Origin of the sequence: Mycobacterium sp. D16Q16 (assembly GCF_002013745.1) — a bacterium.
GTDB lineage: Bacteria > Actinomycetota > Actinomycetes > Mycobacteriales > Mycobacteriaceae > Mycobacterium.
Genome location: NZ_MAEY01000019.1, coordinates 108,059 through 129,900 on the forward strand (window position 1 = coordinate 108,059; position 21,842 = coordinate 129,900).

Genomic DNA, 21,842 nt, shown 5'->3' on the forward strand with positions numbered 1-21,842 from the left:
CAGCAGTCAGCACAGCTCGCTTGGGCTGGCATCATCGATCGCGCCGGCCCGCGACGTGTCCTTGAGTGACACACCGGAACGGCCCAACCGGCGCGCACCGCTTACCAGGCTCGCTGTGATGTGCGCGGCCTCCCGGTAACTGAGCCCGTCGGGAGGGTGGATGTTGGAGATGCAATTGCGATCGGCGTCAGTACAACCCGGCTGCGGTAGGTGCGTGAGGTAGATGCCGAGGCTGTCGACGACACTGAGCCCGGGCCGCTCACCGATGACGACGATCAGCGTGCGGAACCGTCCCTGCGCCGCGATGTGGTCGCCCAGCGCTACCCGGGCCTGTGTGGCGATCACGGGGGCAGCCAGCGTATATGAGCCGCCGAGCTGCAGGGCGAGTTCGCCAACAAGCGCGACACCATGGCGCATGAGGGCCGTCGGTGACAGACCATCGGCGAGGACAAATCCGATATCCGCCCCGTCTCGCGGCACGGCAGACAAATCGGCGGGCAACCTTCCGAGGTCCGGTCTACGCAAATACTCTGCCCGGGAACTCACTTGGCTGGTGACCACGGTGGGCATTCCCAGCCCGATTCCGTCGACGTCGGCGGCGAGGCGCTCGGTGTCCAGCGGCACGTGGACAGCATCGCGGGCCGCCGCGTGGGCCGCGGCCAAGTCCAATACATCCCGGGTGTGCAGCGCATTGCCCGCCCGGTCCAGCCCGATCCGGGCTTGGGTGTTCATCCGCAGTTCTTTCCAAAACTGTTGTCGGGCAACATCACCGGTTGTCATCGGGCACCCGATGTGGTCAGTGCGCGCAGTGGCGAGCTGGCCACGTCAAAGGGTGTGAGACGGCCACCCTCGTCGATCATTCCGATGGCCTGCAACCACTGCTCGAACTCGGGTGCCGGCCGCAGGCCCAGCGTCCGGCGTGCCTGCAGGACATCGTGAAACGACAGGCTTTGATAGCCGAGCATGACGTCGTCAGCACCGGGAACGGTGATGACAAACGCGACTCCCGCCGCCGCAAGCAGGATGAGCAGTGTGTCCATGTCGTTCTGGTCGGCCTCGGCATGATTGGTGTAGCAGACGTCAACACCCATCGGCAGGCCAAGCAGCTTGCCGCAGAAGTGATCTTCCAACCCGGCGCGGACTATCTGCTTACCGTCGTAGAGATATTCCGGCCCGATGAATCCGACGACTGTGTTGACCAGGAACGGTTCTAGGTCGCGGGCCACCGCGTAGGCGCGCGCCTCTAGTGTCTGCTGGTCAACAGGTTTGCCGCCAGTGCCAAGATGAGCGCGAGAGCTCAACGCGGACCCCTGTCCGGTTTCCAGGTACATGACGTTGTCCCCGACGGTCCCACGCCGCAGGGCGCGGGTCGCATCACGACCTTCGCGTAGCAGCGCGATGTTCACTCCGAAAGCGGAGTTGGCGCCCTCGGTGCCCGCGATTGATTGGAAAGTCAAATCCACCGGCGCTCCCCGTTCGATCAATCCGATCGTCGTGGTGATGTGGGAGAGAACGCACGACTGGGTGGGGATGTCGTAGCGCGATCTGATGTCGTCGAGGAGGTGAAGCAGATCCGATGTGGCGTGCGGTGAATCGGTCGCCGGGTTGATGCCGATGACCGCGTCACCGCATCCCAGAAGAAGCCCGTCAAGAACGGCGGCGGCGACACCGCGGGGGTCGTCGGTGGGGTGATTCGGCTGGAGTCGGGTGGCCAGCGTGCCCTTGCCGCCCACGGTCGTGCGGAACGCGGCGCTCACCTGCATGGCGGCCCCCACCGCGACCAAATCTTGATTACGCATGATCTTGCTCACGGCCGCCGCCATCTCGGGGGTTATCCCCGTGCTGACAGCGGCGATCCGCTGCGCGCCATCATCGCGGGAAGCGCTCTCCAGCAACCAGTCCCGAAAGCCGCCGACGGTCAGATGCGCGATGGCCGAGTAGGCCCGGCGATCGTGGCTGTCGATGATCAGCCTGGTGACCTCATCGGTTTCGTAGGGCACCACCGCCTCGTTGAGAAACATGTCGAGCGGCAGATCCGCGAGAACCCAGGCCGCAGCGGCCCGTTCGGCGTCGGATTCCGCCGCGCAGCCGGCGAGCTGGTCACCCGAGCGCAACGGCGTCGCCTTGGCCATCACATCCACGAGCCCGTCGAAGGTGTAGCTCACCCCCGCGATCTGTTGCCGGTACTTCACGTGAGCTCGCTTTCGGCCTCCGCCAGCATCGCGAACTCCTCGTCGGGCGAATTCGCCACCAGGCGGTGGCGGCTGTAGAGCGCGAAATACACCATGAACGCTGCGAACACGGCCAGACACAGGCCCGCCGCCACCGGGTTCACGAGGAACGTAGCGATGACCGCCAGCACCGCGACGACCAGGGCGAAGCCGGTGGTGGCAATGCCGCCCGGAGTGCGGTACGGGCGCGGCATGTTCGGCTCACGCACCCGCAGCACAATGTGGCTGACCATCATCAGCACGTAACTCAGGGCAGCACCGAAGACCGCCATATTCAGCAGCAGGTCGCCGTGCCCCGTCAGCGACAGTGCGAATCCGATGATGCCGGGGACTATCAGTGCCAGTGTCGGGGCCTTACGGGAGTTGGTCACCGACAGAACCGTCGGCAAATAGCCGGCACGCGACAGTGCGAACAGCTGACGCGAGTATGCGTAGATGATCGAGAAGAAGCTCGCGATGAGTCCGGCCAACCCGATGTAGTTGACCAACTTGGCGGCGGTACCGTGGCCGAGCGCCTCGACGAGCGGATTACCTGAATCCGACATCTGTTCCGCGCCACCGGCGCCGGTGGTCAGCACCAGCGCGATCGCACAAGTCACCAGGAGCACGCCGATCGCCGCGATGATCCCCCGCGGCACATTGCGTTCCGGGTTGGCCGTCTCCTCGGCTGCCAGCGGAACACCCTCCACGGCGAGGAAGAACCAAATGGCGAACGGGATGGCAGCCCAGATTCCCAGGTAGCCATGCGGCAGGACACTCGACGCTCCCGCGGCACCTTCATCCACCACGATGTTGGTCAGGTTGTGGATGTCGAAATGACCGGCGGCGGCGACCGCGAAGATCAGCAGGCCCACCAACGCAATCGCGGTGATGGCGAACATCACCTTCAGCGCTTCACCGACGCCCGACAGATGAATCCCGATGAAGACGGCATAGGCGGCCAGGTAGACCCACCACCCATTGGTGATGCCGAACAGCCCCAACGACTGGACGTATGCGCCGATGAAGGTGGCGATGGCCGCCGGGGCGATCGAGTATTCGATGAGAATTGCTGTGCCGGTGGCAAATCCACCCCACGGACCGATAGCGCGGCGTGCGAAGGTATAGCCGCCCCCTGCCGTCGGCAGTGCCGAAGACAGCTCCGCCATGCCCAGCACCAGCGCCAGGTACATACCGGCGATCACTACGGTGGCGATCGCCAGTCCACCGAACCCGCCTTGGCTCAGCCCGAAGTTCCAGCCCGAATAATCGCCGGACACCACATAACTCACCCCGAGGCCGGCCAGCAACAGCCAGCCCGCGCTCCCCGATTTGAGTTGACGCTTACGCAGATAGTCCGCGCTCTCGAGGTGCTCCTCGACTAGGCCGTGCTTGGTGGTCGCCATATATCGTTTCCTTGCTCTCCGCAGATCAATTCAGTGGGGTGACGTCGCTTTCGGGTGATATCGCCGATGGCGATGGTCAGAAGAATCCCTGCGCCTTGGAGCTGTAGGACACCAGCAGGTTCTTGGTCTGCTGGTAGTGGTCAAGCATCATCTTGTGGTTCTCCCGGCCGATTCCGGACCGCTTGTAACCACCGAAGGCCGCGTGCGCGGGGTACTGGTGGTAGCAGTTGGTCCACACGCGACCCGCCTTGATGTCACGCCCGGCGCGGTAGGCGATGTTGCCGTCGCGGCTCCACACTCCCGCGCCCAGCCCGTAGGGAGTGTCGTTGGCGATGGCGATGGCATCGTCATAGTCGGCGAACGAGGTCACTGCCAGCACCGGCCCGAAAATCTCCTCCTGGAAGATCCGCATCGAGTTGGTCCCGGCGAAGACCGTCGGTGCGACGTAGTACCCACCCGACAGGTCGCCACCGAGTTCGGCGCGCTCGCCGCCGGTAACCAGCCGTGCCCCTTCGGATTTACCGATATCGATATAGGACAGGATTTTCTCGAGCTGCTCGTGGGAGGCCTGCGCCCCCATCATCGTCTCGGTGTCCAGCGGGTCGCCCTGGCGGATGGCCTTGGTGCGGATGGCGGCCAGTTCCAGGAACTCGTCGAAGATGTCGGCCTGGATCAGGCTGCGCGAAGGACAGGTGCATACCTCGCCCTGGTTGAACGCGAACATCGTGAACCCTTCCAGGGCCTTGTCCTGGAAGTCGTCACCGGCAGCCATCACGTCGGAGAAGAAGAGGTTGGGGCTCTTGCCACCGAGCTCCAGCGTCACCGGAATCAGGTTTTGACTGGCGTACTGCATGATCAACCGGCCCGTACTGGTTTCGCCGGTGAACGCGATCTTCGCGATCCGGCTGCTGGAGGCCAATGGCTTGCCCGCCTCTACTCCGAACCCGTTGACGATGTTCACCACGCCCGGCGGCAGGAGATCGCCGATGAGCGAGAACAAGTACAGGATCGACGCGGGGGTTTGTTCGGCGGGCTTGAGTACCACCGTGTTCCCGGCGGCGATGGCCGGGGCCAGTTTCCAGCTCGCCATCAACAGCGGGAAGTTCCAGGGGATGATCTGCCCGACCACACCGAGCGGCTCGTGGAAGTGATAGGCGACGGTGTCCTCGTCGATCTGTGAGAGCGAACCCTCTTGCGCCCGAAGGACACCGGCGAAGTAGCGGAAATGGTCGACGGCCAGCGGGATATCGGCGTTCAGCGTTTCGCGGATGGGCTTGCCGTTGTCCCACGACTCCGCGACAGCGATGGACTCCAGGTTCGACTCCATCCGGTCAGCGATCCGGTTGAGGATGAGCGCCCGATCGGCCGGTGACGTCCTGGCCCAGCCGTCCGCGGCGGCGTGTGCGGCATCGAGCGCCTTCTCGACATCGGCTTCACCGGAGCGCGGGATCTCGCAGAACACCTCCCCCGTCACCGGGGTGCGGTTCTCGAAATATCGCCCAGCTGTTGGGGGAACCCATTGCCCGCCAATGAAATTCTCGTAGCGGGATGCGAAAGTCATCAGCGATCCCTCTGCACCCGGGCGGGCGTAAACAGTCACGGTGGTCTCCTACCTTCAAGACAACAAATGTGTCGGTAATCACTGAAGGTAGGTTTTGGCCCGTTGCAGCACGGTTGCAACTTTCGCGCGGCGGCGACAGCGCTCAGGCGAGATCGGAATCCAGCGCGATGAGATGGCCACGGGCTTCAGACTGGATGAGCGCACCGGCACCGCGATGGTCGTGCAGCGCCTGCCATCCCTCACGGTCGTCGCGCGCTTCGGGAAGATCAAGCCAACGGCGCAGCAGGTGCAGATCACCGTCGGCAAGTACAGCGCCACGAAGACTCGCGCTCAACTCCAGGCGCAGTCTCCCGATGGCCGGTGCCGCGGACCGCGGCAACAGCTGGCCCGCATAGCAATCGACGGCCCTGGCAGTGTCCCCGGCGCGAAGCGCGGCGAAGACATCACCCATATCGCTGTCGACATGGGTGAGCAACCGGTAGGGACGGGACACGATCAACTCGTCTCCCACGATGCGGCGCAGTCGTGACATTTCCGCGCGGATCGTGACGACGTCGAGATCGTTTTCGTCAAGCAGCATCGCCAGATGGTCGGCGCTCAATCCCTCAGGGTGACGCAGCAAGAGCGCCATGATCTCGGCATGGCGACCGGATAGCCGGTGGGTGCGCATCCCGTCCTGCCCATCACCGGTGTGCAAAAGCGGGCGGTCCGCGCCGAGCAAGGTCAGTCGCGGTTCGGTATCGCTCTCCGGCCGCCCCGATCGCGGGTAGTTCAGGGCGATGAAATGTTCGACGGCAACCGCCGTCGCGCGCACCAAGGCCAGGGTCTGCGCCGAGGCGACCGCCGAACCGCCAGTGAGATCGATACTTCCCAGAGGGGCTCCGGTCACTGGGTCATGGATCGGAACCGCGGTACACGACCACGGCCGGACCAGCCTGCAGAAGTGCTCGCTGCCCCGGATCTGCACCTCACGATCCAGCGCGAGCGCGGTACCCGGGGCGTTCGTGCCCACTGCCCGCTCGCTCCAGTCAGCACCGGGCACGAAGTTCATGGTGGCCGCCTTGCGCCCGGCGCCGGGGTCACCTTCCACCCAGAGCAGCGCGCCATCGGCCGAGGTGACCCCCACAAGCACACCCGAGTCGGTGGCGTGGTCCACCAGCAGCCGGCGGATGACCGGTAGCGCCCCGGCGAGCGGATGGCTGCTGCGCAATTCGGTCAGGCGCGTCGCGGCGGCCGCTTCGCCGGGCCCGCGGTCGGGATCGACCCCGGTGGCCAGGCTCCGCTGCCAGCTGTCGGTCACGAGCCGTGACAGAGGTATCGACTCAAGATACGAACCGTCTACCTGGCCCGCCACGAAGAGGTCGTGCGCGTCCCGTACGGAAGCCAACGATGCACGAACAGCCCTGTGGCGCGTTGCGGTTCTCGTAGTCGCCACGGTCTCCAAGCTCTCTGCCCTGGCCATTGTCGCTGGCACGGTCGATATCGACACGATACTTGGACATCGGCGCCGGGAAGGGCAACTAGGTGAGATAGCTGGCCAGCCGAGTCACCGCGGGCTGGCCTGCACCCGGATCGCGTCGAACACGGCCGGATCTACCAGCGCTGTGGTGTCACCGGGATCGCGCCCCTCCGCGATGTCCCTGAGCAATCTGCGCATGATCTTGCCGCTACGGGTCTTAGGCAGCTCTGGCACGACATACAGGTCCCGCGGCCTCGCGATCGGTGATATCTGGCGAGCCACCTCGCGACGCAATTCACCAACCATGTCTTCCCGAGGCATGCCGTCATGATGGGACTTGAGGATGACGAACGCGCAGATGGCTTGGCCGGTGTGGTCGTCCGCGACACCGACAACCGCAGCCTCGGCGACCCCGGCATGCCCCACCAGCGCGGACTCGACCTCCGCCGTCGAGATCCGGTGGCCGGACACGTTCATGACGTCGTCGATGCGGCCCAGAACCCAGATCTCCCCGTCGCTGCCGTAGCGGGCACCGTCGCCGGCGAAATACCAACCCTGCTCGGCGAATCGTGACCAGTAAGTCTCCACGAACCGGTCCGGATCACCCCAGATGCCGCGGGCCATCGCCGGCCATGGCTGGTCGAGGACGAGGTATCCGGTGCCCTGCGCGGCATCACCGGAATCGACGGGCAGCCTGTTGCCATCGTCGTCAACGATCATCGCCGAGATGCCCGGCAACGGCCGCATCGCCGAGCCTGGTTTACAGAAGGTGACGCCGGGCAGCGGCGAGATCATCGCCGCTCCGGTCTCGGTCTGCCACCAGGTGTCCACGATCGGTGCGGTGTCGTTGCCCAACACCGTCCGGTACCAACGCCACGCCTCCGGGTTGATGGGCTCCCCTACGGAACCGAGCAGTCGCAGACTCGAGAGGTCGTGCGCGCCCGGGATCTGCCTGCCCCATTTCATGAAGGTGCGAATCATCGTCGGCGCGGTGTAGTACAGGGTGACACCGTACTTCTCGATGATCTGGAAATGCCGACGCTCGTCTGGCCAGGCGGGTGTCCCCTCGTACACCACCTGGGTGGCGCCGTTAACCAGCGGACCGTAGACGATGTACGTATGCCCCGTGATCCACCCGATATCGGCTGTGCACCAATAGATATCGGCATCCGGCTTGATATCGAAGATGGCACTGTAGGTGAACGCCGCCTGTGTTAGGTATCCACCGCTGCTGTGCACGATGCCCTTTGGCTTTCCCGTCGTGCCCGAGGTGTACAAGAGGAACAGCGGCTGCTCGGCGTCGAAGGCTTGCGGGCGATGCTCGATGGAAGCGCACCCGACGGTCTCGTGCCACCACGAGTCGCGCGAGCCGTTCCAGGCCAACGCGATACCCGTGCGGCGGACAACCAGAACATGCTCGACGCCCGGCTGCTCGACAATCGCCTCGTCGACGGCCTCCTTGAGTGGAGCCGCCTTCCCGCGCCGGTACTGACCATCGGCGGTGATGACAATCTTGGCCCCGGCATCGGCGATGCGGGCACGCAGCGCGGACGCGGCGAATCCCGCGAAAACGACCGAGTGCATGACGCCGAGCCGTGCACACGCCAGCATCGCAACAATCGCCTCGGGGATCATGGGCATGTAAATCACCACACGGTCACCGGTGACGGCCCCCAATTCCGTGAGCACATTGGCCGCTCGGGATACCTCGTCCTTCAGCTCGGCGTACGTGATGGCACGCGCTTCGCCCGCTGGCTCACCCACCCAGTGGATCGCCACCCGGCCGCCGTGGCCTGCCTCGACGTGCCGATCGACACAGTTGTAGGCCACGTTGAGGGCGCCACCCACGAACCACCGCGCGAACGGAGGGTTCGACCAGTCGAGTACCTCGGTGAATGCGCTGTGCCACGAAAGTCTTTCGGCTTGATCGGCCCAGAACTGCAGCCTGTCGGCCTCTGCCTGGGGGTACAGCTCCTCGGTCGCGTTGGCCTGGGCGGTGAAGTGCGGCGCCGGCGGATAGTGGGCAACGCCCGAGCAGGGTGTGTTGGCGTGACGAATAGAGGTTTGCGCGGGCACCGGATCTCCTTGAGTCGCCTCGTTGACAGCACCCGGCAGGGGAAATCGCCAGGCCGGCGGCCCACGGGTTATGTCATTGGTGGCGGCACGTTATCGCCGGAAAGGTTGCAACAAGGCTGCACATCACGGCGGCGAGAACGTGCCGCCGTGTACACCCGGCAGCCGGCTAGGCCGTGGATTGATCCGTGTACTTGACGACCAGCCCGCGCAGCGCATCCATCGCGTCGACTGCACGCTGCTTGTCGACCGCCTGAATGGCCATCATCGGCTCGTATTCGTAGTCATCCAGATCCAGCCGCGCCCATTGCGCACCGGCCGGAAATGAGATGCCGACCACCTCCGGCCACGGAATGAGCTTGGGGCCCAAAACATTGCGAACCTCGATGCCTGCCGCACCGGCGCGTACCCGAGGGCGAGCGAACATGAGCACCACGCCCGCGATGACGAAGCCCACCAGAGCGATTCCAACCTGGTCGGAGGTCTTGAAGATCACCCCGCTATTGGGCGAGATCTTCAGCAGCAGGCCCACCGCGACATGCGCAGCCGCGATGACGAACGCAGCCGCGTATACGAAGTACGGCGACAGGTGGGGTTTCAGGACGAGCTCCCATTCACGGTCACCCGGCGATTTGGTCACGCCTCAGTCCAGGGCTGACGGAGCCGGCGCAGCGTCAGCGCGGTATCCAGTGCAGCGGCTGCCGCCTGAGCGCCCTTGTCCTCAGACGACCCCGGCAGGCCGGCACGATCGAGTGCCTGCTGCTCGTTGTTCACGGTCAACACCCCGTTGGCGACCGGAGTGCTGGTATCCAGGGAAACACGGGTCAGCCCGGTGGTCACCGCATCGCAGACATAGGTGAAATGCGGTGTCTGGCCTTGGATCACAACTCCGAGCGCGACAACGGCGTCATGGGTACGGGCCAGGGCCTGTGCCACCACCGGTATCTCGATGGCGCCGAGTACCCGCACCACCGTCGGACGGTCGATGCCCGCATCGGTCGTGACACGCTTGGCGCCTTCCAGGAGCGCGGTGCAGATTTGGTCATGCCAGGTGCTGGCAACGATCGCCACGCTCAGCCCCGATGCGTCACCAACTTTCAGTGACGGGATGCCATCGCCGCCGCTCACGCGCCGTCTGCCTCGGGGTGATCGTCCAGATCAGCCAGATCGTGCCCCATCCGGTCCCGCTTGGTGCGCAGGTATCGAATGTTCTCCGAGTTGGCACGCACCGGCAGCGGCACCCGCTCGATGATGTGCAGCCCATACCCGTCCAACCCCACGCGCTTGGCGGGGTTGTTGGTCAGCAGCCGCATGGACTTCACGCCCAAGTCGACCAAAATCTGCGCACCCAAACCATAGTCGCGCGCGTCGGCGGGCAGGCCGAGCTTGAGGTTCGCATCTACGGTGTCCTCGCCGGCATCCTGCAGCTGGTAGGCCTGCAGCTTGTGCATCAGTCCGATGCCTCGCCCCTCGTGGCCGCGCATGTACAGCACGATGCCACGCCCCTCCTTGGCCACCATCTCCATCGCGGCGTCCAGCTGCGGACCGCAATCGCAACGGCGCGAACCGAATACATCGCCGGTCAGGCATTCGGAGTGCACGCGCACCAGCACATCGTTTCCGTCGCCCTCGGGTCCGGAAATGTCCCCCAGCACCAGCGCCACGTGCTCGACGTCGTCGTAGATACTCGTGTAACCCACCGCCCGAAACTCGCCATGCTGGGTGGGAATCCGCGCCTCGGCGATCCGCTCCACGTGCTTCTCGTGCTTGCGGCGCCACTCGATCAAGTCCGCGATCGAAACCAGGGCGAGGTTGTGCTCGTCGGCGAAGACCCGTAATTCCTCGGTCTGCGCCATCGCGCCCTCGTCCTTCTGGCTGACGATCTCACAGATCACCGCGGCCGGCCGCAGCCCGGCCAGCTTGGCCAGGTCGACGGACGCCTCGGTGTGGCCGGGTCGCCGCAGCACCCCACCTTCCTTGGCGCGCAACGGAACAACGTGTCCTGGCTTGGTGAAGTCATCGGGGGCGCTCGCCGCGTCGGCCAAGAGCCGCATCGTCGCCGCGCGGTCGGAAGCCGAAATCCCGGTCCCAATACCGTTTTTCGCATCGACGGTGACCGTGTACGCGGTTCCGTGCTTGTCCTGATTCACCGCGTATTGGGGAAGCAGCCCGAGCCGGTCACAGTCCTCCCCGGCCAGCGGCACACAGAGGTACCCCGACGTGTACCGCACCATAAACGCCACCAATTCCGGGGTGGCCTTCTCCGCGGCGAATATCAGATCGCCTTCGTTCTCCCGATCCTCATCGTCGACGACGACGATGGCCTTACCGGCGGCGATATCGGCGACAGCGCGTTCGATGCTGTCCAACCTGGTCATGGGGACCACTCTCGTTAGGGGCGTGTGGGCAACTCAATTATGAACCACCGGGAATTCAATGATTCGAGCGCTGCTCACTCAGCGGAATCAGGAGCTAAGAACGGTGCTCGAGCAGGCGTTCGACGTACTTGGCGATGACATCCACCTCGAGATTCACCGTCGTCCCCACCACCGCCGATCCGAGCGTCGTCAACCCCAGCGTGGTGGGAATGAGCGATACCTCGAACCAGTCCGGCCCCAGCCCGGACACGGTCAGCGACACCCCGTCCACCGTGATCGAGCCCTTGTGGACCACATAGCGGGCCACGGCCTCCGGCAGTGAGACGCGCACCACTTCCCAGTTCTCCGACGGTGTACGGGTGAGCACCTCTCCGGTGCCGTCCACGTGTCCCTGCACGATGTGCCCGCCGAGCCGGCTGTTGACGGCGGCGGCTCGCTCCAGATTGACCTTGGTGCCGGTCACGATCTTGTCCAGGCTCGACCGCGACAGCGTCTCCCCCATGACGTCGGTGGTGAAGACGCCACCGGCGCGCACATCGACAACCGTGAGACAGACCCCGTTCACGGCGATCGAGTCGCCATGTTTCGCATCCTCGACAACGAGCGGGCCGAGCACGGTGAGACGGGCAGAGTCGCCGAGATCTTCTCTACCCAGGATCTCGCCAAGCTCCTCAACGATTCCAGTGAACATGCAACAAGAGTAGGGCGCGTGCCGCCGAGTTAGGCGTGCGTCCCCGCCTGAGCACAGGCCATCTGGACATTGTGCGCATCGGTGTTCAGGTCGTTCGCCTTGCCGTTCACACCATCGACCGAGGCACGAACGCCCATGAGAATCATCAGCTTGTTCGCGTTTGTCGCCCATGAGCGCATCGGATCGGCAATCGCCGGGTCCAGCTCCGGGGTGTTCGCCGCCTCATTGGCGAACGATGCGGCCTCACGGAGAGCGGTCCGGCCCGTGCCATTGCTCGAGTTCACGTAGACGTCGCTGTAGTTGCCTTCCATGCCGGCCAAGTTCTCGGCGAAGTCGGAATAGTTGGTCGCCGCGTAGTCGAGTGCCGTCGCGAACTTCGCGCACGCCTCGATGGCTGCCGGGGCGGCGCTATCGGAGGTCGGGGCAGGTGCGGACACCACGGCGGGGCCGGGCGCCTGAACGGTCTGCTGAGCCGGCTGTTCGACTTGATCCTGGCCATCTGGCTCGGCGTACGCCACGGGAAGTGTTGCCAACCCCATGCCGATCGCCAGCAGCGACGGCACCGCCGCCTTCCGGCAGAGATGTAATGGCCTCATCGATTCCTCTCCAGATTCTCTGGTGCTGTTCGGCCGTGACCGTACCGGTAATTCGATACGGAGTCGCGTCGTGACAGCACCAATATCTGATAGTGAGTTGCGGAATTGTCACGAGTCTGAACGACCGTTGAACAACTGGTATACGAAGAGAAATTCGACTGACCGTTGAAAAGTGTGCTGGATACCCCTACCGGGTAGTCCCAAACGGCCTCGCTCAGGCAGTAGCGACACCAGTGGTTTTCGTCACAATCGCCGAGGCAGAAGGCTTTTCACGTTTCAAATCATCGCGGTTGGAACGGTGTGTACCGACGTACGAAATGGATAGACATTGGGCGATAACTGTTGTCCGTCCATTCACCCTTTGGAAACACAGCACCCCCAACATTCGTCGGGACAGCTTCCTCACAGAAGTCACACGGACATCACCAACAATTGAGAGGCGCTACCGCACCATGCTGAAAAGTCTTGTCACTCTGACTGCAGTCTGCGCGCTTGCTGCTTCGGCGCCCCTCGCCTTAGCAGAACCCGGTGATGATCCGGCCCCAGTCCAGCCGGTGGCCGACGCACCGCCGCCCCCTCCTGGCGATCCTGGCTTCATGCCCTCGGCAGAGCCAGGTACCTTGCCCACTCCGGATGGCTGGATCCTCGCTGTCGCCGCTAAGGACGAGAGCATTCTGCCGGTGGCTCCACTGACCACCGCGCTGTCCTCACGCGAGTACATCGTCGGTGGCACGTTCATCGGTGGAGTGAAGGGTTCGGGTAAGACCAAGCTCGCTGGTGGAACACTCGAAGCCGGGTACCAGATCGGCTGCGGCATCACCGGTGGTCCCGTGGAGCTCATGGGTGGTGTCAGCCTCCAGCCATCGATCAGCATGGCGGGTGTCCCGAGCGCCAGCGCCGGCATCGTCGGCCAGATCAAGGTCGGCCTGAAGCCCGGTACGGTGACCATCGTTCCGGTCAACAAGAAGACCTTCGAGGGCACCACCACGCGCACCACCATCACCGGTTTCCGTATCAAGATCGACGGCTGCGTCGGTCAGTCCTTCATCCGGTCATACGCCACCTTCACCAGCTCAACGGAAAACACCGATGACGTGGTCACCTACATGGGTATCACCAAGGCCGTCTGACGTCGATGCCCCACACGCTTACAGCCACCCCAATGCAAAAGACCACGAGAGGCCTCACTCCCATGTTCAAGAGTCTCGTCACCCTGACCGCCGCGTGCGCGCTCGCCGCGTCGGCGCCGCTCGCCCTGGCGGACCCGGACGACCCACCACCCGTGCAGCCCGTGGCAGATGCCCCGCCGCCCGCGGACGGCCCGCCGCCCGACAATGGCGTGGTGGGCTCTGAGGACCCGGGCATCGTCAAGACACCCGACGGCTGGGTACTGACCGTCGGCGCCAAGGATGAGACGCAGCTGCCCATCCCGCCGCTGACCACCGCCACCTCGTCCCGTGAATACCTCGCCGGTGGCACGTTCACCGGCTCAGCTAAGGGCGGCGGCAGCACCAAGCTGTCCGGCGGCACCCTGGAAGCCGGCTACCAGATTGGTTGCGGCATCAGCCTGAACACCGTGAAGCTGAACGGCTCCATCGGCCTCAACGCCGGCCTCGGTACGGCCGGTATCACCAGCGTCGGTATGCCCATTCAGGGCCAGATCGAGGTGCACCCCCAGCCCGGTGAGGTCATCAACGTCTCGGTCGACAAGAAGAAATACAAGGGCAGCGAAGTGCGCATCACTCTCAAGGACGTGCACATCAAGATCGACGGTTGCATCGGGCAGTCGTTCCTGCGCTCGTACGCCGTGCTGACCAGCTCGTCAAAGGACAACGACGATATCGTCGCGTACTACGGCGTCACGAAGACCGTCTAGCTAGACCGTCCGAACCACATTCAGTACAGAGGAGAGACGCAGCCATGAGGAACCCCGATCGTCCGTCCATCGTGAAGGTCGGGGTGGCTGCGGCTCTAGCCGCCAGTGCGCTGCTCGCGTCGGCGGCCACCGCCACCGGCGATCCCGGGGAACCAGACCCGGCGCCGGCGCCCGCGGCCGCCCCTGCCCCTCCCGGTCCGCCAGAACCACCGCCGGCATCGCAAATCGGCAACCCGCTCGCGCTATCCGGAACCGAACAAGGCCCCGGCGGCATACCCAACAACCTCGCTATTGTGGGTAATCCCAACCTGATTGGGCAGAACCCGGTACCGGCGGCGCCGACGGCCCCGGGCGCCGAGGCTCCGGTCATCACTCCGAACACCAGGGCGCTGAATAACCAGTACCTGCTGCCGCAGAACCTCAAGCCCGCGGAGCCCGGCAAGGGCGAGATCTACGGGGTAAACCCCGGCGAAGAGAACGCTGATATCTCGGGCGGCGACTACCTGGGGCGGCTCGTGCGGGGTGTTCAGGACGGCCAGTGGCGAGGCGGCATCGTGGGGCGAGGAACCAAGGAGTCGCTGAACCAGCCGTTGCCCGGAACCGCCCCACCTCCCGGCACACGCATCCCCGGCCTGGGTGATGACTCGCAGGGTCCGGCGCCTGATCAGTGGCACTGGACCCCGCCCGAGGCACCCGAGGGCGCCGCACCCGGTGCGCCCCCTGCGCCGGTGGCACCGGCAGTGCCGGCACCTCCCGCCTAACTATCGCCGAAGCGCCTTGCGCGCCAGATAGTTTCCCAAGAACTGTGCTGCCTGCACCAGCGCGATGATAATGACGGTCGACACGATTGTCACCTGCCAGTTGAAGCGCTGATACCCCTGCACGATCGCGAAGTCGCCAAGCCCGCCGCCGCCTACCAACCCTGCCATCGCGGACATGTCGACAATCCCGATCAGCACAAAGGTGTAGCCGAGAATCAAGGGCCCCAACGCTTCCGGCACCAAAAGCGTCAGGATGATTCGCAGCGGGCCAGCGCCGACGGCGCGCGCCGCCTCGATGACCCCGGGGTCGATGGTCACCAGATTCTGTTCGACGATGCGGGCGATCGCGAACGATGCCGCGACGATCATTACGAACACCACCGCCGTGGTGCCGATGGTCGTCCCCACCACTCCCAGCGTGATCGGCCCAAGGGCGGCGATCAGCACCACGAACGGTATGGGCCGGACGATGTTGACCACCACGTTGAGGAGTGTGTGCAGCACCCGGTTCTGCAGCAACCCACCGGATCTGGTGGTATACAACAACACTCCCAACCCCAGGCCGATGAGGCCGCCCACCACCAGGGTGATCGACACCATGTACAGGGTGTCACCAAAAGCCTCGAACAACTGTGGCCGCAGCCGCTCCCAATTCGTCGTCATCGCCTCACCGACTGGATGGTTGTCACTGCCGACAGATCCGAAATAATCTGCGCCACTTGATCATCAGGGCCTTCGAGTTCGAGCGTCAGATTGCCGAAGGAACGCGACTGCAGCGTGGTGATGCCGCCGTAGACCACCTCGAAGCGCACCCCGAGCTCGGTGGCACGTGCCAGCGCCGGGCCGATCTGTACGCCCTCGCTGATCTCGACCGAAACGATGCTCCCCTTGTGCCGCTGGACTATTCGTGCCACATCTGCGGCGCTGGGGGTGTTCTGCAAGACGGTGCCCACGAAGCGCTTACCCGCCTCACTCTGGGGGGTGGAGAACACATCGAACACGGTTCCCACCTCGACAACCCTGCCATCGGCGAGAACCGCGACTCGATCGGCGACGGTACGCACCACGTCCATCTCGTGGGTGATCACCACGATGGTCACCCCGAACTCGTCGTTGACCGCGCGCAGCAGCTGCAATACATCACCGGTGGTTTCGGGATCCAGGGCGCTGGTGGCCTCGTCGGCCAACAGAATGGACGGTGACGTCGCGAGCGCCCGCGCGATGCCGACACGTTGCTTCTGCCCACCGGAGAGCTGATCTGGATAGCTCTTGGCCTTATCGCCGAGTCCCACGAACTCCAACAGTTCGGCGACCCGTGCGTTGCGCTTCTCGGGGGTCCATCCCGCCACCCGCAGCGGATACGCGATGTTTCCCGCGACGGTTCGGGACCGGAAGAGATTGAACTGCTGAAAGATCATGCCGATATCGGTGCGCAGACGCCGCAGTTCACGCTCTCCCAACGCGCTCACCTCGGCTCCGTCCACGACGACGCGACCAGAGCTGGGCCGCTCCAGCCCGTTGATGAGACGCACCAGCGTGCTCTTGCCGGCTCCCGAGTAACCGATCATGGCGAACACGTCACCCGCGGCGATATCGAGCGACACATCGTCGACGGCGGTCACGGTCTTCTTGCCCACCCGAAAGGTCTTGCTGACGTTCTCGAATCGGATGAGCGGTGTCGCGCCGGTCATTTCCGTCGTCATTTTTCGCTGCGGATCTGCTGCTCGATCCTGGCCAGGATCGACGCGCAGTCCGCGCCACTCTTTGTTACCGTCAGTTGAGTTCCCTTGCTCTCCTTGGCATATGCCTCGGTGACGGCCGGGGAATGGAACACCTCGACAAGTTTCTGGTACGTCGGGTTGTCCTTCTCTTCGGCGCGCGCAACGATGACGTTGATGTACGGCTCGGCGCCCGGACTCGCTGGATCATCGGCGTAGAGCGCGCTCTTGGGGTCAATATTCGACTGCGCCAGATAGGTGTTGTTGATGACGGCTCCGTCGATCGACTTGAGCGACAGCGCCGTCTGCGCCGCGTCCACTAGCGTCACCGTGACTCTGGAAGCGCCCTTGTCGATATCGGCGGCACTCGGCGTCACCCGTCCGCCCTTGAGCGTGATGAGCCCGGCGGCCTTCAGCACGAACAGCGCGCGTGCCTGATTGGGCGGATCGTTAGGGATGGCGATCTGCCCACCCTGTGGAATGTCGGCGAGGGTCTTATGCTTCTGCGAATAGAGACCGAGCGGCACGATGTAGGTGGCGCCGACCGGTGCAAGTGTTGCGTTATCGGCGACGTTGTATTCAGCCAGAAAACGTAGATGCTGAAACAGATTCACATCGATCTGTTTTTGGGTGAGTGCCACATTCGGCTGGCTGTAGTCGGTGAAATTGGTGGTGACGAGCTTGATTCCCGCCTTCCCTGCCTCATCGACGAAAACGTCCCAGGATTCCTTACCAGCCTCTGACGTGCCGATACGAACGATGTTTCCGCCTTGGCCATCGCCTCCAGAACACCCGACGCTCCCCATGGCTATCGCGAATGCGGCGAGAGCAATGGCAATGCGTTTCATGTCTACCTTCCAAAATTCAGTGTGATCACAATGATTGACATTGTGGAATTTCTGAAGGCACAGCAAATTTCTTAGTGGCCCCAGAACGGCGCCACAGTACCAGAATGGAAAGCGCAATGCGCCCTACACGAATACGAAAATGAGCCGGCTGCGCCTAGGACGCCGCAGGGGCCGCGGCGGTCGCCGTGACAGGCACGCTAGGCAGCTCGGGACCACCATTGCCCGGTCCGGCAGCAGGAATCTGCGCCACCAGCTGCGACTGCATCTGAGCCGATATCGCCGACCAGGACATGGCCGCCGGCTTCCCTCCCCAGCGCAGCGAATAGATTCCCACCAGCAAGGCCTGGCCAGGCTGGGTGATGGTGTACACCGGGCCACCCGAATCACCGTGTTGCCCACCGATATCCGACATGGTGAACCAACCGTTGTTAATCGCGTCGACCTTGCCGCACGTCTCGCCTGACACCGATCCCATGAGGCATACCGGCAGCCCCGGCTCCGGCCCGGCGTTCTGCGCCATCCGCAGCGCAAGACCATTGGGCAGGGTGCTGCTCAACTCCACCCCGGGCGCGAACGAAATGCCTTCGTAGTCCGAAACGACATCTCCGGGACCGATCGCGCCTCCGGTGGGCAGGTTCCGGCTCATCAGCAGCACTTCGCCGACACGGTTCCCGCCCAGGTCGGTCACCGATCCGGTGGCATTGCAATGGCCCGCCGTCAGGCCGATTCGAGATGCCGGGTCGACGTAGCCAAGAGTGCAACGGCTATCCCCCTGGACAATCGACATGCCCGGGAAAGCGACAATCTTCGGAGGAGTTTCCGAGGCTGGATCGGCGGCCGAAAGCGCAGGTGAAGCAACAAGTATGCCGACTACCGCGGCGACCGCGGACACACCACATGCCAGAGCTCTGCTCACGTTTTTCACAACAACCAGCCCTCGGTTGACAATCCCGCCCTGCAAACGAGCATGGCGGCGGATTGCTGGAGTGTCAATTTCATCGCCAGCAACGCTGCCGTGTCGCGAGCCTCCCCCGGGGTCGCACTCAGCCTCTACGATCGGACGCATGCGCAACCGCATCCGCCTCGCCCTTATCCCTGTCGCAGTCGCCGCCATCGCCCTGGCCGGCTGCTCCAAGACCGAGAAGGCCGACGTCAACTTGCCCGAGGCCGCCACACTCCTGAGTGAGTCGGCAGCCACCACCAAGACACAGACGAGTACTCACCTCGTCCTCAAGGTCACCGGCGACAAGCCGACCATCAAGCTCTCCGAGCTCACCGGCGATCTGACCACCACGCCTGCCCTTGCCGCCAAGGGCACCGCCAAGACCGGTGGACTGGAGCTGCCCTTCGTGGTGGTCGACGGCGAGCTGTTCGCCCAGCTCGGCAGCGCTTACTCCAGCATGGGCCCCGTCAAGGATGTCTACGACGTCGGGATCATTCTCGATCCCAACAAGGGGTTGGCCAATCTGCTCTCGAACTTCACCGGCGCCAAGTCGGAGAAGACCGAGACCGTCGACGGTGTCGATTCCGTGCTCGTGACCGGGACCGTGAACAAGGACGCCATCAACACCTTCGCCGGCTCCAAGCTCACCTCGGACATCCCGGGCAAGGCCTGGATCGCGAAGGACGGCAATCACGCACTGACCAAGGTCAGCGTCGACACGTCCCCGGGCAACACCATTGAGATGTCGTTGTCCGATTGGGGCAAGCCAGTCACGGTCGACAAGCCCGCCTCGTGATCGATACAGCCAAGGAGACAACTCTCCCGCTGCGGCATCGCGGCATCGCGATCGGCGCCGGAAGCCTGGCGGTGCTGTTGGGCGCCCTCGACACCTATGTCGTGGTCAGCGTTATCACCGACATCATGCGCGACGTCGGCATTGCGCTGAACAACATCCAGCAGGTCACCCCGATCGTCACCGGGTACCTGCTGGGCTACATCGCCGCAATGCCGCTCTTGGGGCAGGCCTCCGACCGATTCGGCCGCCGGTTGATCCTGCAGCTGGCACTGGTGGGCTTCGCGATCGGCTCTGTTGTCACCGCGATGTCGACCGATCTCACGATGTTGGTCACGGGCCGGGTCATCCAGGGTGTCGCGAGCGGCGCGCTGCTGCCCGTCACCCTGGCTCTGGGAGCCGATCTCTGGGCGGCACGCAACCGCGCGACGGTTCTCGGCGGCATCGGTGCCGCGCAGGAACTGGGCAGCGTGCTGGGCCCGCTCTACGGCGTTCTGTGTGTATGGCTGTTCGGCTCCTGGACCGCGATCTTCTGGGTCAACGTGCCGCTGGCGATCATCGCCATCGTGTTGGTTCAGTTCAGTGTCCCCGCGCACCAGCACGACGCGAACCGCCCGAAGGTCGACGTCATCGGAGGCGCACTGCTTGCCATCGCCCTGGGCCTGCTGGTCGTGGGCCTGTACAGCCCCGACCCCAAGGTCTCCGCGCTACCGGACTGGGGTCTGCCGGTACTGACCGGGGCCGCGGTCGCGTTCGTGGCATTCATCCTCTGGGAATCGCGCGCCAAGACTCGGTTGATCAGCCCCGAAGGGGTTCGGTTCGGTCCGTTCTTCGCGGCGCTGGCCGCATCGCTGGCCGCCGGAGCCGCCCTCATGGTGACGCTCGTGAACATCGAGCTGCTGGGGCAGGGCGTGCTGCAGATGGACAAGGCCGACGCCGTGTTCCTGCTCTCGCGGTTCCTCGTCGCACTGCCGATCGGCGCGGTGATCGGAGGCTGGCTGGCGACACGATTCGGCGACCGGATCATCGCGGTCGCCGGTCTGTTGATCGCCGCATTCGGTTATTACCTGATATCGGGCTGGCCGGTGGATGTGTTGGCCGCCCGGCACGATTTCGGGTTCTTCACACTGCCCCGGCTCGATACCGACCTGATCGTCGCCGGCGTGGGTCTGGGCCTGGTGATCGGCCCGCTTTCCTCGGCAGCGCTACGCGTGGTGCCCGCCGTACAGCACGGCATCGCGTCGGCGCTGGTGGTGGTGGCTCGAATGACGGGCATGCTGATCGGGATGGCGGCCCTCGGCGGCTGGGGCATCCATCGCTTCTACCAGAACTTCGACGCACTGGCAGCCAAGGAGCCCAAGCCGGAAGGAAAGCCGAATCTCCTTGTGCTGCAACAACAGCTCCTGGACCGATCCATTCACGCCTACAGCCAGATGTATAGCGAGATGTTCGCGATCACGGCCGTCGTCTGCGTGATTGGTGCGGCCATCGCGATTTTCGTTGGCTCACAACGCAAGTCGGGGGACGAGGCTCAGTAGCACATCGGGCCCCATTCGCTCGATGTGGTCGTACTCCCAGCGCAACGCGCGCGACAGGGTGGTGACGCCCACGTCCTCCACGGCGGGGACGTTGCCACCCAGGAGCATCGGGGCGAGGTAGGCCAGGATCCTGTCCACCAGACCGGCGCGCAGGAAGGCCCCGGCCAGCGTCGGTCCACCCTCCAAGAAGACGTCGGTTCGGTCCGCCAGCGCCGCGATCACCTCGGCCGGGTCGTGCGTCCGGATCACCATGGTGTGCGAGTCATCGTTCAATACCTTGGCGTCCGAGGAGACCTCGCGCATACCGACGACGACGCGCAATGGCTGATGCGGGCACAACACGTTCTCGGGGGTGCGGGCGGTGAGTTGTGGGTCGTCGGCGAACACGGTGCCGGTACCCACCAGAACGGCATCGGCGAACGCCCTGCGCCGATGCACGTCGGCCCGTGACTGCTCACTGGTGATCCATTGACTGGTGCCGTCATTGGCGGCACTGCGCCCATCCACACTGGCGCCGTACTTCCAGGTGACATGCGGCCGTCCGGTGCGTTGTTTGTGCAGCCATTCTCGCAGTGGACCTGCCGCCACCCGGTCGGCAGCCACGCCTCCGAGAACGTCCACACCCAGCGCGCGCAAACGCTGGGCTCCCCCGGCCGCCTGCGGATTGGGATCATCGACTGCGTAGACAACACGTGAAACGCCAGCCAATGCAAGCGCATCCACACATGGCCCGGTTCTCCCCTGGTGATTGCACGGCTCCAGGGTGACGACGGCAGTACCCCCTGCCGCGGCATCTCCGGCCTGGGCCAGCGCGACCACCTCGGCGTGCTCCTGCCCGGGCGGGCGAGTACCGCCTACCCCGACGACCACGCCAGTGGCATCCAGGATTACCGCGCCGACAGGCGGATTCGGATAGGTGCTGCCCTTGACCTGCTCGGCGGCCCGGATCGCCAGATCCATCGCGGCATCAAGACCGATCGGGTTGGTCATA

At 64.4% G+C, this 21,842-nt stretch carries 21 protein-coding genes; 5 read left to right on the plus strand and 16 right to left on the minus strand.

What is annotated here, in order from left to right; translation table 11 throughout:
- Positions 1–6: 6 nt before the first annotated feature.
- The 11 genes from eutC to B4394_RS18535 form a co-directional block, all read right to left on the minus strand.
- Entirely contained in the window at positions 7–780 is a 774-nt protein-coding gene (eutC, locus tag B4394_RS18485; RefSeq protein ID WP_078311925.1) for an ethanolamine ammonia-lyase subunit EutC, read from the minus strand.
- Complete coding sequence (locus tag B4394_RS18490; RefSeq protein WP_078311923.1) at positions 777–2,192, minus strand: ethanolamine ammonia-lyase subunit EutB; 1,416 nt, start codon at positions 2,190–2,192, stop codon at positions 777–779. The genes eutC and B4394_RS18490 overlap by 4 nt, the downstream gene beginning before the upstream one ends.
- Positions 2,189–3,616: an ethanolamine permease gene (gene eat, locus B4394_RS18495; RefSeq protein ID WP_078315908.1), complete on the minus strand. Its 1,428-nt coding sequence runs from the start codon at positions 3,614–3,616 to the stop codon at positions 2,189–2,191. Before eat ends, B4394_RS18490 begins: the two co-directional genes overlap by 4 nt.
- A gap of 76 nt (positions 3,617–3,692) precedes the next feature.
- The gene (gene adh, locus B4394_RS18500) at positions 3,693–5,216 is read right to left on the minus strand and encodes an aldehyde dehydrogenase (RefSeq protein WP_078311919.1); all 1,524 of its coding nucleotides are present in this window, start codon (positions 5,214–5,216) and stop codon (positions 3,693–3,695) included.
- Between the two features lie 103 nt (positions 5,217–5,319).
- On the minus strand, positions 5,320–6,612 hold the full coding sequence (locus B4394_RS18505; protein ID WP_078315920.1) for a helix-turn-helix domain-containing protein: 1,293 nt from the start codon (positions 6,610–6,612) through the stop codon (positions 5,320–5,322).
- 111 nt (positions 6,613–6,723) lie between these two features.
- A complete protein-coding gene (gene acs, locus B4394_RS18510) occupies positions 6,724–8,712 on the minus strand; it encodes an acetate--CoA ligase (protein WP_286142111.1) in 1,989 nt (662 codons plus the stop codon).
- A gap of 166 nt (positions 8,713–8,878) precedes the next feature.
- A complete protein-coding gene (locus B4394_RS18515; RefSeq protein WP_078311918.1) occupies positions 8,879–9,349 on the minus strand; it encodes a PH domain-containing protein in 471 nt (156 codons plus the stop codon).
- Positions 9,346–9,837 carry a 6,7-dimethyl-8-ribityllumazine synthase gene (gene ribH / locus B4394_RS18520; protein WP_078311916.1) on the minus strand — a complete coding sequence of 164 codons (492 nt, stop codon included), beginning with the start codon at positions 9,835–9,837 and terminating at the stop codon, positions 9,346–9,348. Before ribH ends, B4394_RS18515 begins: the two co-directional genes overlap by 4 nt.
- A complete protein-coding gene (locus tag B4394_RS18525; RefSeq protein ID WP_070939561.1) occupies positions 9,834–11,087 on the minus strand; it encodes a bifunctional 3,4-dihydroxy-2-butanone-4-phosphate synthase/GTP cyclohydrolase II in 1,254 nt (417 codons plus the stop codon). The genes ribH and B4394_RS18525 overlap by 4 nt, the downstream gene beginning before the upstream one ends.
- A 94-nt stretch (positions 11,088–11,181) precedes the next feature.
- Positions 11,182–11,778, minus strand: coding sequence for a riboflavin synthase (locus tag B4394_RS18530; RefSeq protein WP_078311915.1), 597 nt, complete (start codon positions 11,776–11,778; stop codon positions 11,182–11,184).
- Between the two features lie 29 nt (positions 11,779–11,807).
- A complete protein-coding gene (locus B4394_RS18535) occupies positions 11,808–12,374 on the minus strand; it encodes an Rv2240c family protein (RefSeq protein WP_078311912.1) in 567 nt (188 codons plus the stop codon).
- A 452-nt stretch (positions 12,375–12,826) separates the two neighbouring features.
- On the opposite strand from B4394_RS18535, the gene B4394_RS18540 reads away from it, so the two are divergent.
- The 3 genes from B4394_RS18540 to B4394_RS18550 all read left to right on the plus strand — a co-directional run bounded on the left by B4394_RS18540 (position 12,827) and on the right by B4394_RS18550 (position 15,011).
- Positions 12,827–13,504 carry an MspA family porin gene (locus tag B4394_RS18540; protein WP_078311909.1) on the plus strand — a complete coding sequence of 226 codons (678 nt, stop codon included), beginning with the start codon at positions 12,827–12,829 and terminating at the stop codon, positions 13,502–13,504.
- A gap of 62 nt (positions 13,505–13,566) precedes the next feature.
- Complete coding sequence (locus B4394_RS18545; protein WP_078311907.1) at positions 13,567–14,250, plus strand: MspA family porin; 684 nt, start codon at positions 13,567–13,569, stop codon at positions 14,248–14,250.
- A 44-nt stretch (positions 14,251–14,294) separates the two neighbouring features.
- On the plus strand, positions 14,295–15,011 hold the full coding sequence (locus tag B4394_RS18550; RefSeq protein ID WP_078315909.1) for a hypothetical protein: 717 nt from the start codon (positions 14,295–14,297) through the stop codon (positions 15,009–15,011).
- Here B4394_RS18550 and B4394_RS18555 read toward each other — a convergent pair whose 3' ends face one another.
- The 4 genes from B4394_RS18555 to B4394_RS18570 form a co-directional block, all read right to left on the minus strand.
- A complete protein-coding gene (locus B4394_RS18555) occupies positions 15,012–15,674 on the minus strand; it encodes a methionine ABC transporter permease (protein WP_078277901.1) in 663 nt (220 codons plus the stop codon).
- Positions 15,671–16,702, minus strand: coding sequence for a methionine ABC transporter ATP-binding protein (locus B4394_RS18560; RefSeq protein ID WP_078315922.1), 1,032 nt, complete (start codon positions 16,700–16,702; stop codon positions 15,671–15,673). Before B4394_RS18560 ends, B4394_RS18555 begins: the two co-directional genes overlap by 4 nt.
- Positions 16,703–16,710: 8 nt before the next feature.
- Complete coding sequence (locus B4394_RS18565) at positions 16,711–17,577, minus strand: MetQ/NlpA family ABC transporter substrate-binding protein (RefSeq protein ID WP_078311900.1); 867 nt, start codon at positions 17,575–17,577, stop codon at positions 16,711–16,713.
- A gap of 154 nt (positions 17,578–17,731) precedes the next feature.
- Positions 17,732–18,469, minus strand: coding sequence for an Rv1815 family serine proteinase (locus B4394_RS18570; RefSeq protein ID WP_078311899.1), 738 nt, complete (start codon positions 18,467–18,469; stop codon positions 17,732–17,734).
- Positions 18,470–18,641: 172 nt separating this feature from the next.
- Between B4394_RS18570 and B4394_RS18575 the strand changes: the two genes are divergently transcribed.
- Entirely contained in the window at positions 18,642–19,316 is a 675-nt protein-coding gene (locus B4394_RS18575) for an LppX_LprAFG lipoprotein (protein ID WP_078311897.1), read from the plus strand.
- Positions 19,313–20,851 carry an MFS transporter gene (locus B4394_RS18580; protein WP_078311895.1) on the plus strand — a complete coding sequence of 513 codons (1,539 nt, stop codon included), beginning with the start codon at positions 19,313–19,315 and terminating at the stop codon, positions 20,849–20,851. Before B4394_RS18575 ends, B4394_RS18580 begins: the two co-directional genes overlap by 4 nt.
- On the opposite strand, the gene ribD is transcribed toward B4394_RS18580, so the two are convergent.
- Positions 20,819–21,841 (minus strand): bifunctional diaminohydroxyphosphoribosylaminopyrimidine deaminase/5-amino-6-(5-phosphoribosylamino)uracil reductase RibD, encoded by a 1,023-nt coding sequence (gene ribD, locus B4394_RS18585; RefSeq protein WP_078311893.1) that lies wholly within the window; start codon positions 21,839–21,841, stop codon positions 20,819–20,821. The two genes, B4394_RS18580 and ribD, sit on opposite strands and share 33 nt — an antisense overlap.
- Position 21,842 lies beyond the last annotated feature (1 nt).

Coding starts and splice junctions, on each gene's coding strand:
- eutC (WP_078311925.1), bottom strand. CDS start 780: ATGACAACCGGTGATGTTGCCCGACAACAGTTTTGGAAAGAACTGCGG.
- eat (WP_078315908.1), bottom strand. CDS start 3,616: ATGGCGACCACCAAGCACGGCCTAGTCGAGGAGCACCTCGAGAGCGCG.
- B4394_RS18525 (WP_070939561.1), bottom strand. CDS start 11,087: ATGACCAGGTTGGACAGCATCGAACGCGCTGTCGCCGATATCGCCGCC.
- B4394_RS18530 (WP_078311915.1), bottom strand. CDS start 11,778: ATGTTCACTGGAATCGTTGAGGAGCTTGGCGAGATCCTGGGTAGAGAA.
- B4394_RS18535 (WP_078311912.1), bottom strand. CDS start 12,374: ATGAGGCCATTACATCTCTGCCGGAAGGCGGCGGTGCCGTCGCTGCTG.
- B4394_RS18540 (WP_078311909.1), top strand. CDS start 12,827: ATGCTGAAAAGTCTTGTCACTCTGACTGCAGTCTGCGCGCTTGCTGCT.
- B4394_RS18545 (WP_078311907.1), top strand. CDS start 13,567: ATGTTCAAGAGTCTCGTCACCCTGACCGCCGCGTGCGCGCTCGCCGCG.
- B4394_RS18550 (WP_078315909.1), top strand. CDS start 14,295: ATGAGGAACCCCGATCGTCCGTCCATCGTGAAGGTCGGGGTGGCTGCG.
- B4394_RS18555 (WP_078277901.1), bottom strand. CDS start 15,674: ATGACGACGAATTGGGAGCGGCTGCGGCCACAGTTGTTCGAGGCTTTT.
- B4394_RS18560 (WP_078315922.1), bottom strand. CDS start 16,702: ATGACCGGCGCGACACCGCTCATCCGATTCGAGAACGTCAGCAAGACC.
- B4394_RS18565 (WP_078311900.1), bottom strand. CDS start 17,577: ATGAAACGCATTGCCATTGCTCTCGCCGCATTCGCGATAGCCATGGGG.
- B4394_RS18575 (WP_078311897.1), top strand. CDS start 18,642: ATGCGCAACCGCATCCGCCTCGCCCTTATCCCTGTCGCAGTCGCCGCC.
- ribD (WP_078311893.1), bottom strand. CDS start 21,841: ATGACCAACCCGATCGGTCTTGATGCCGCGATGGATCTGGCGATCCGG.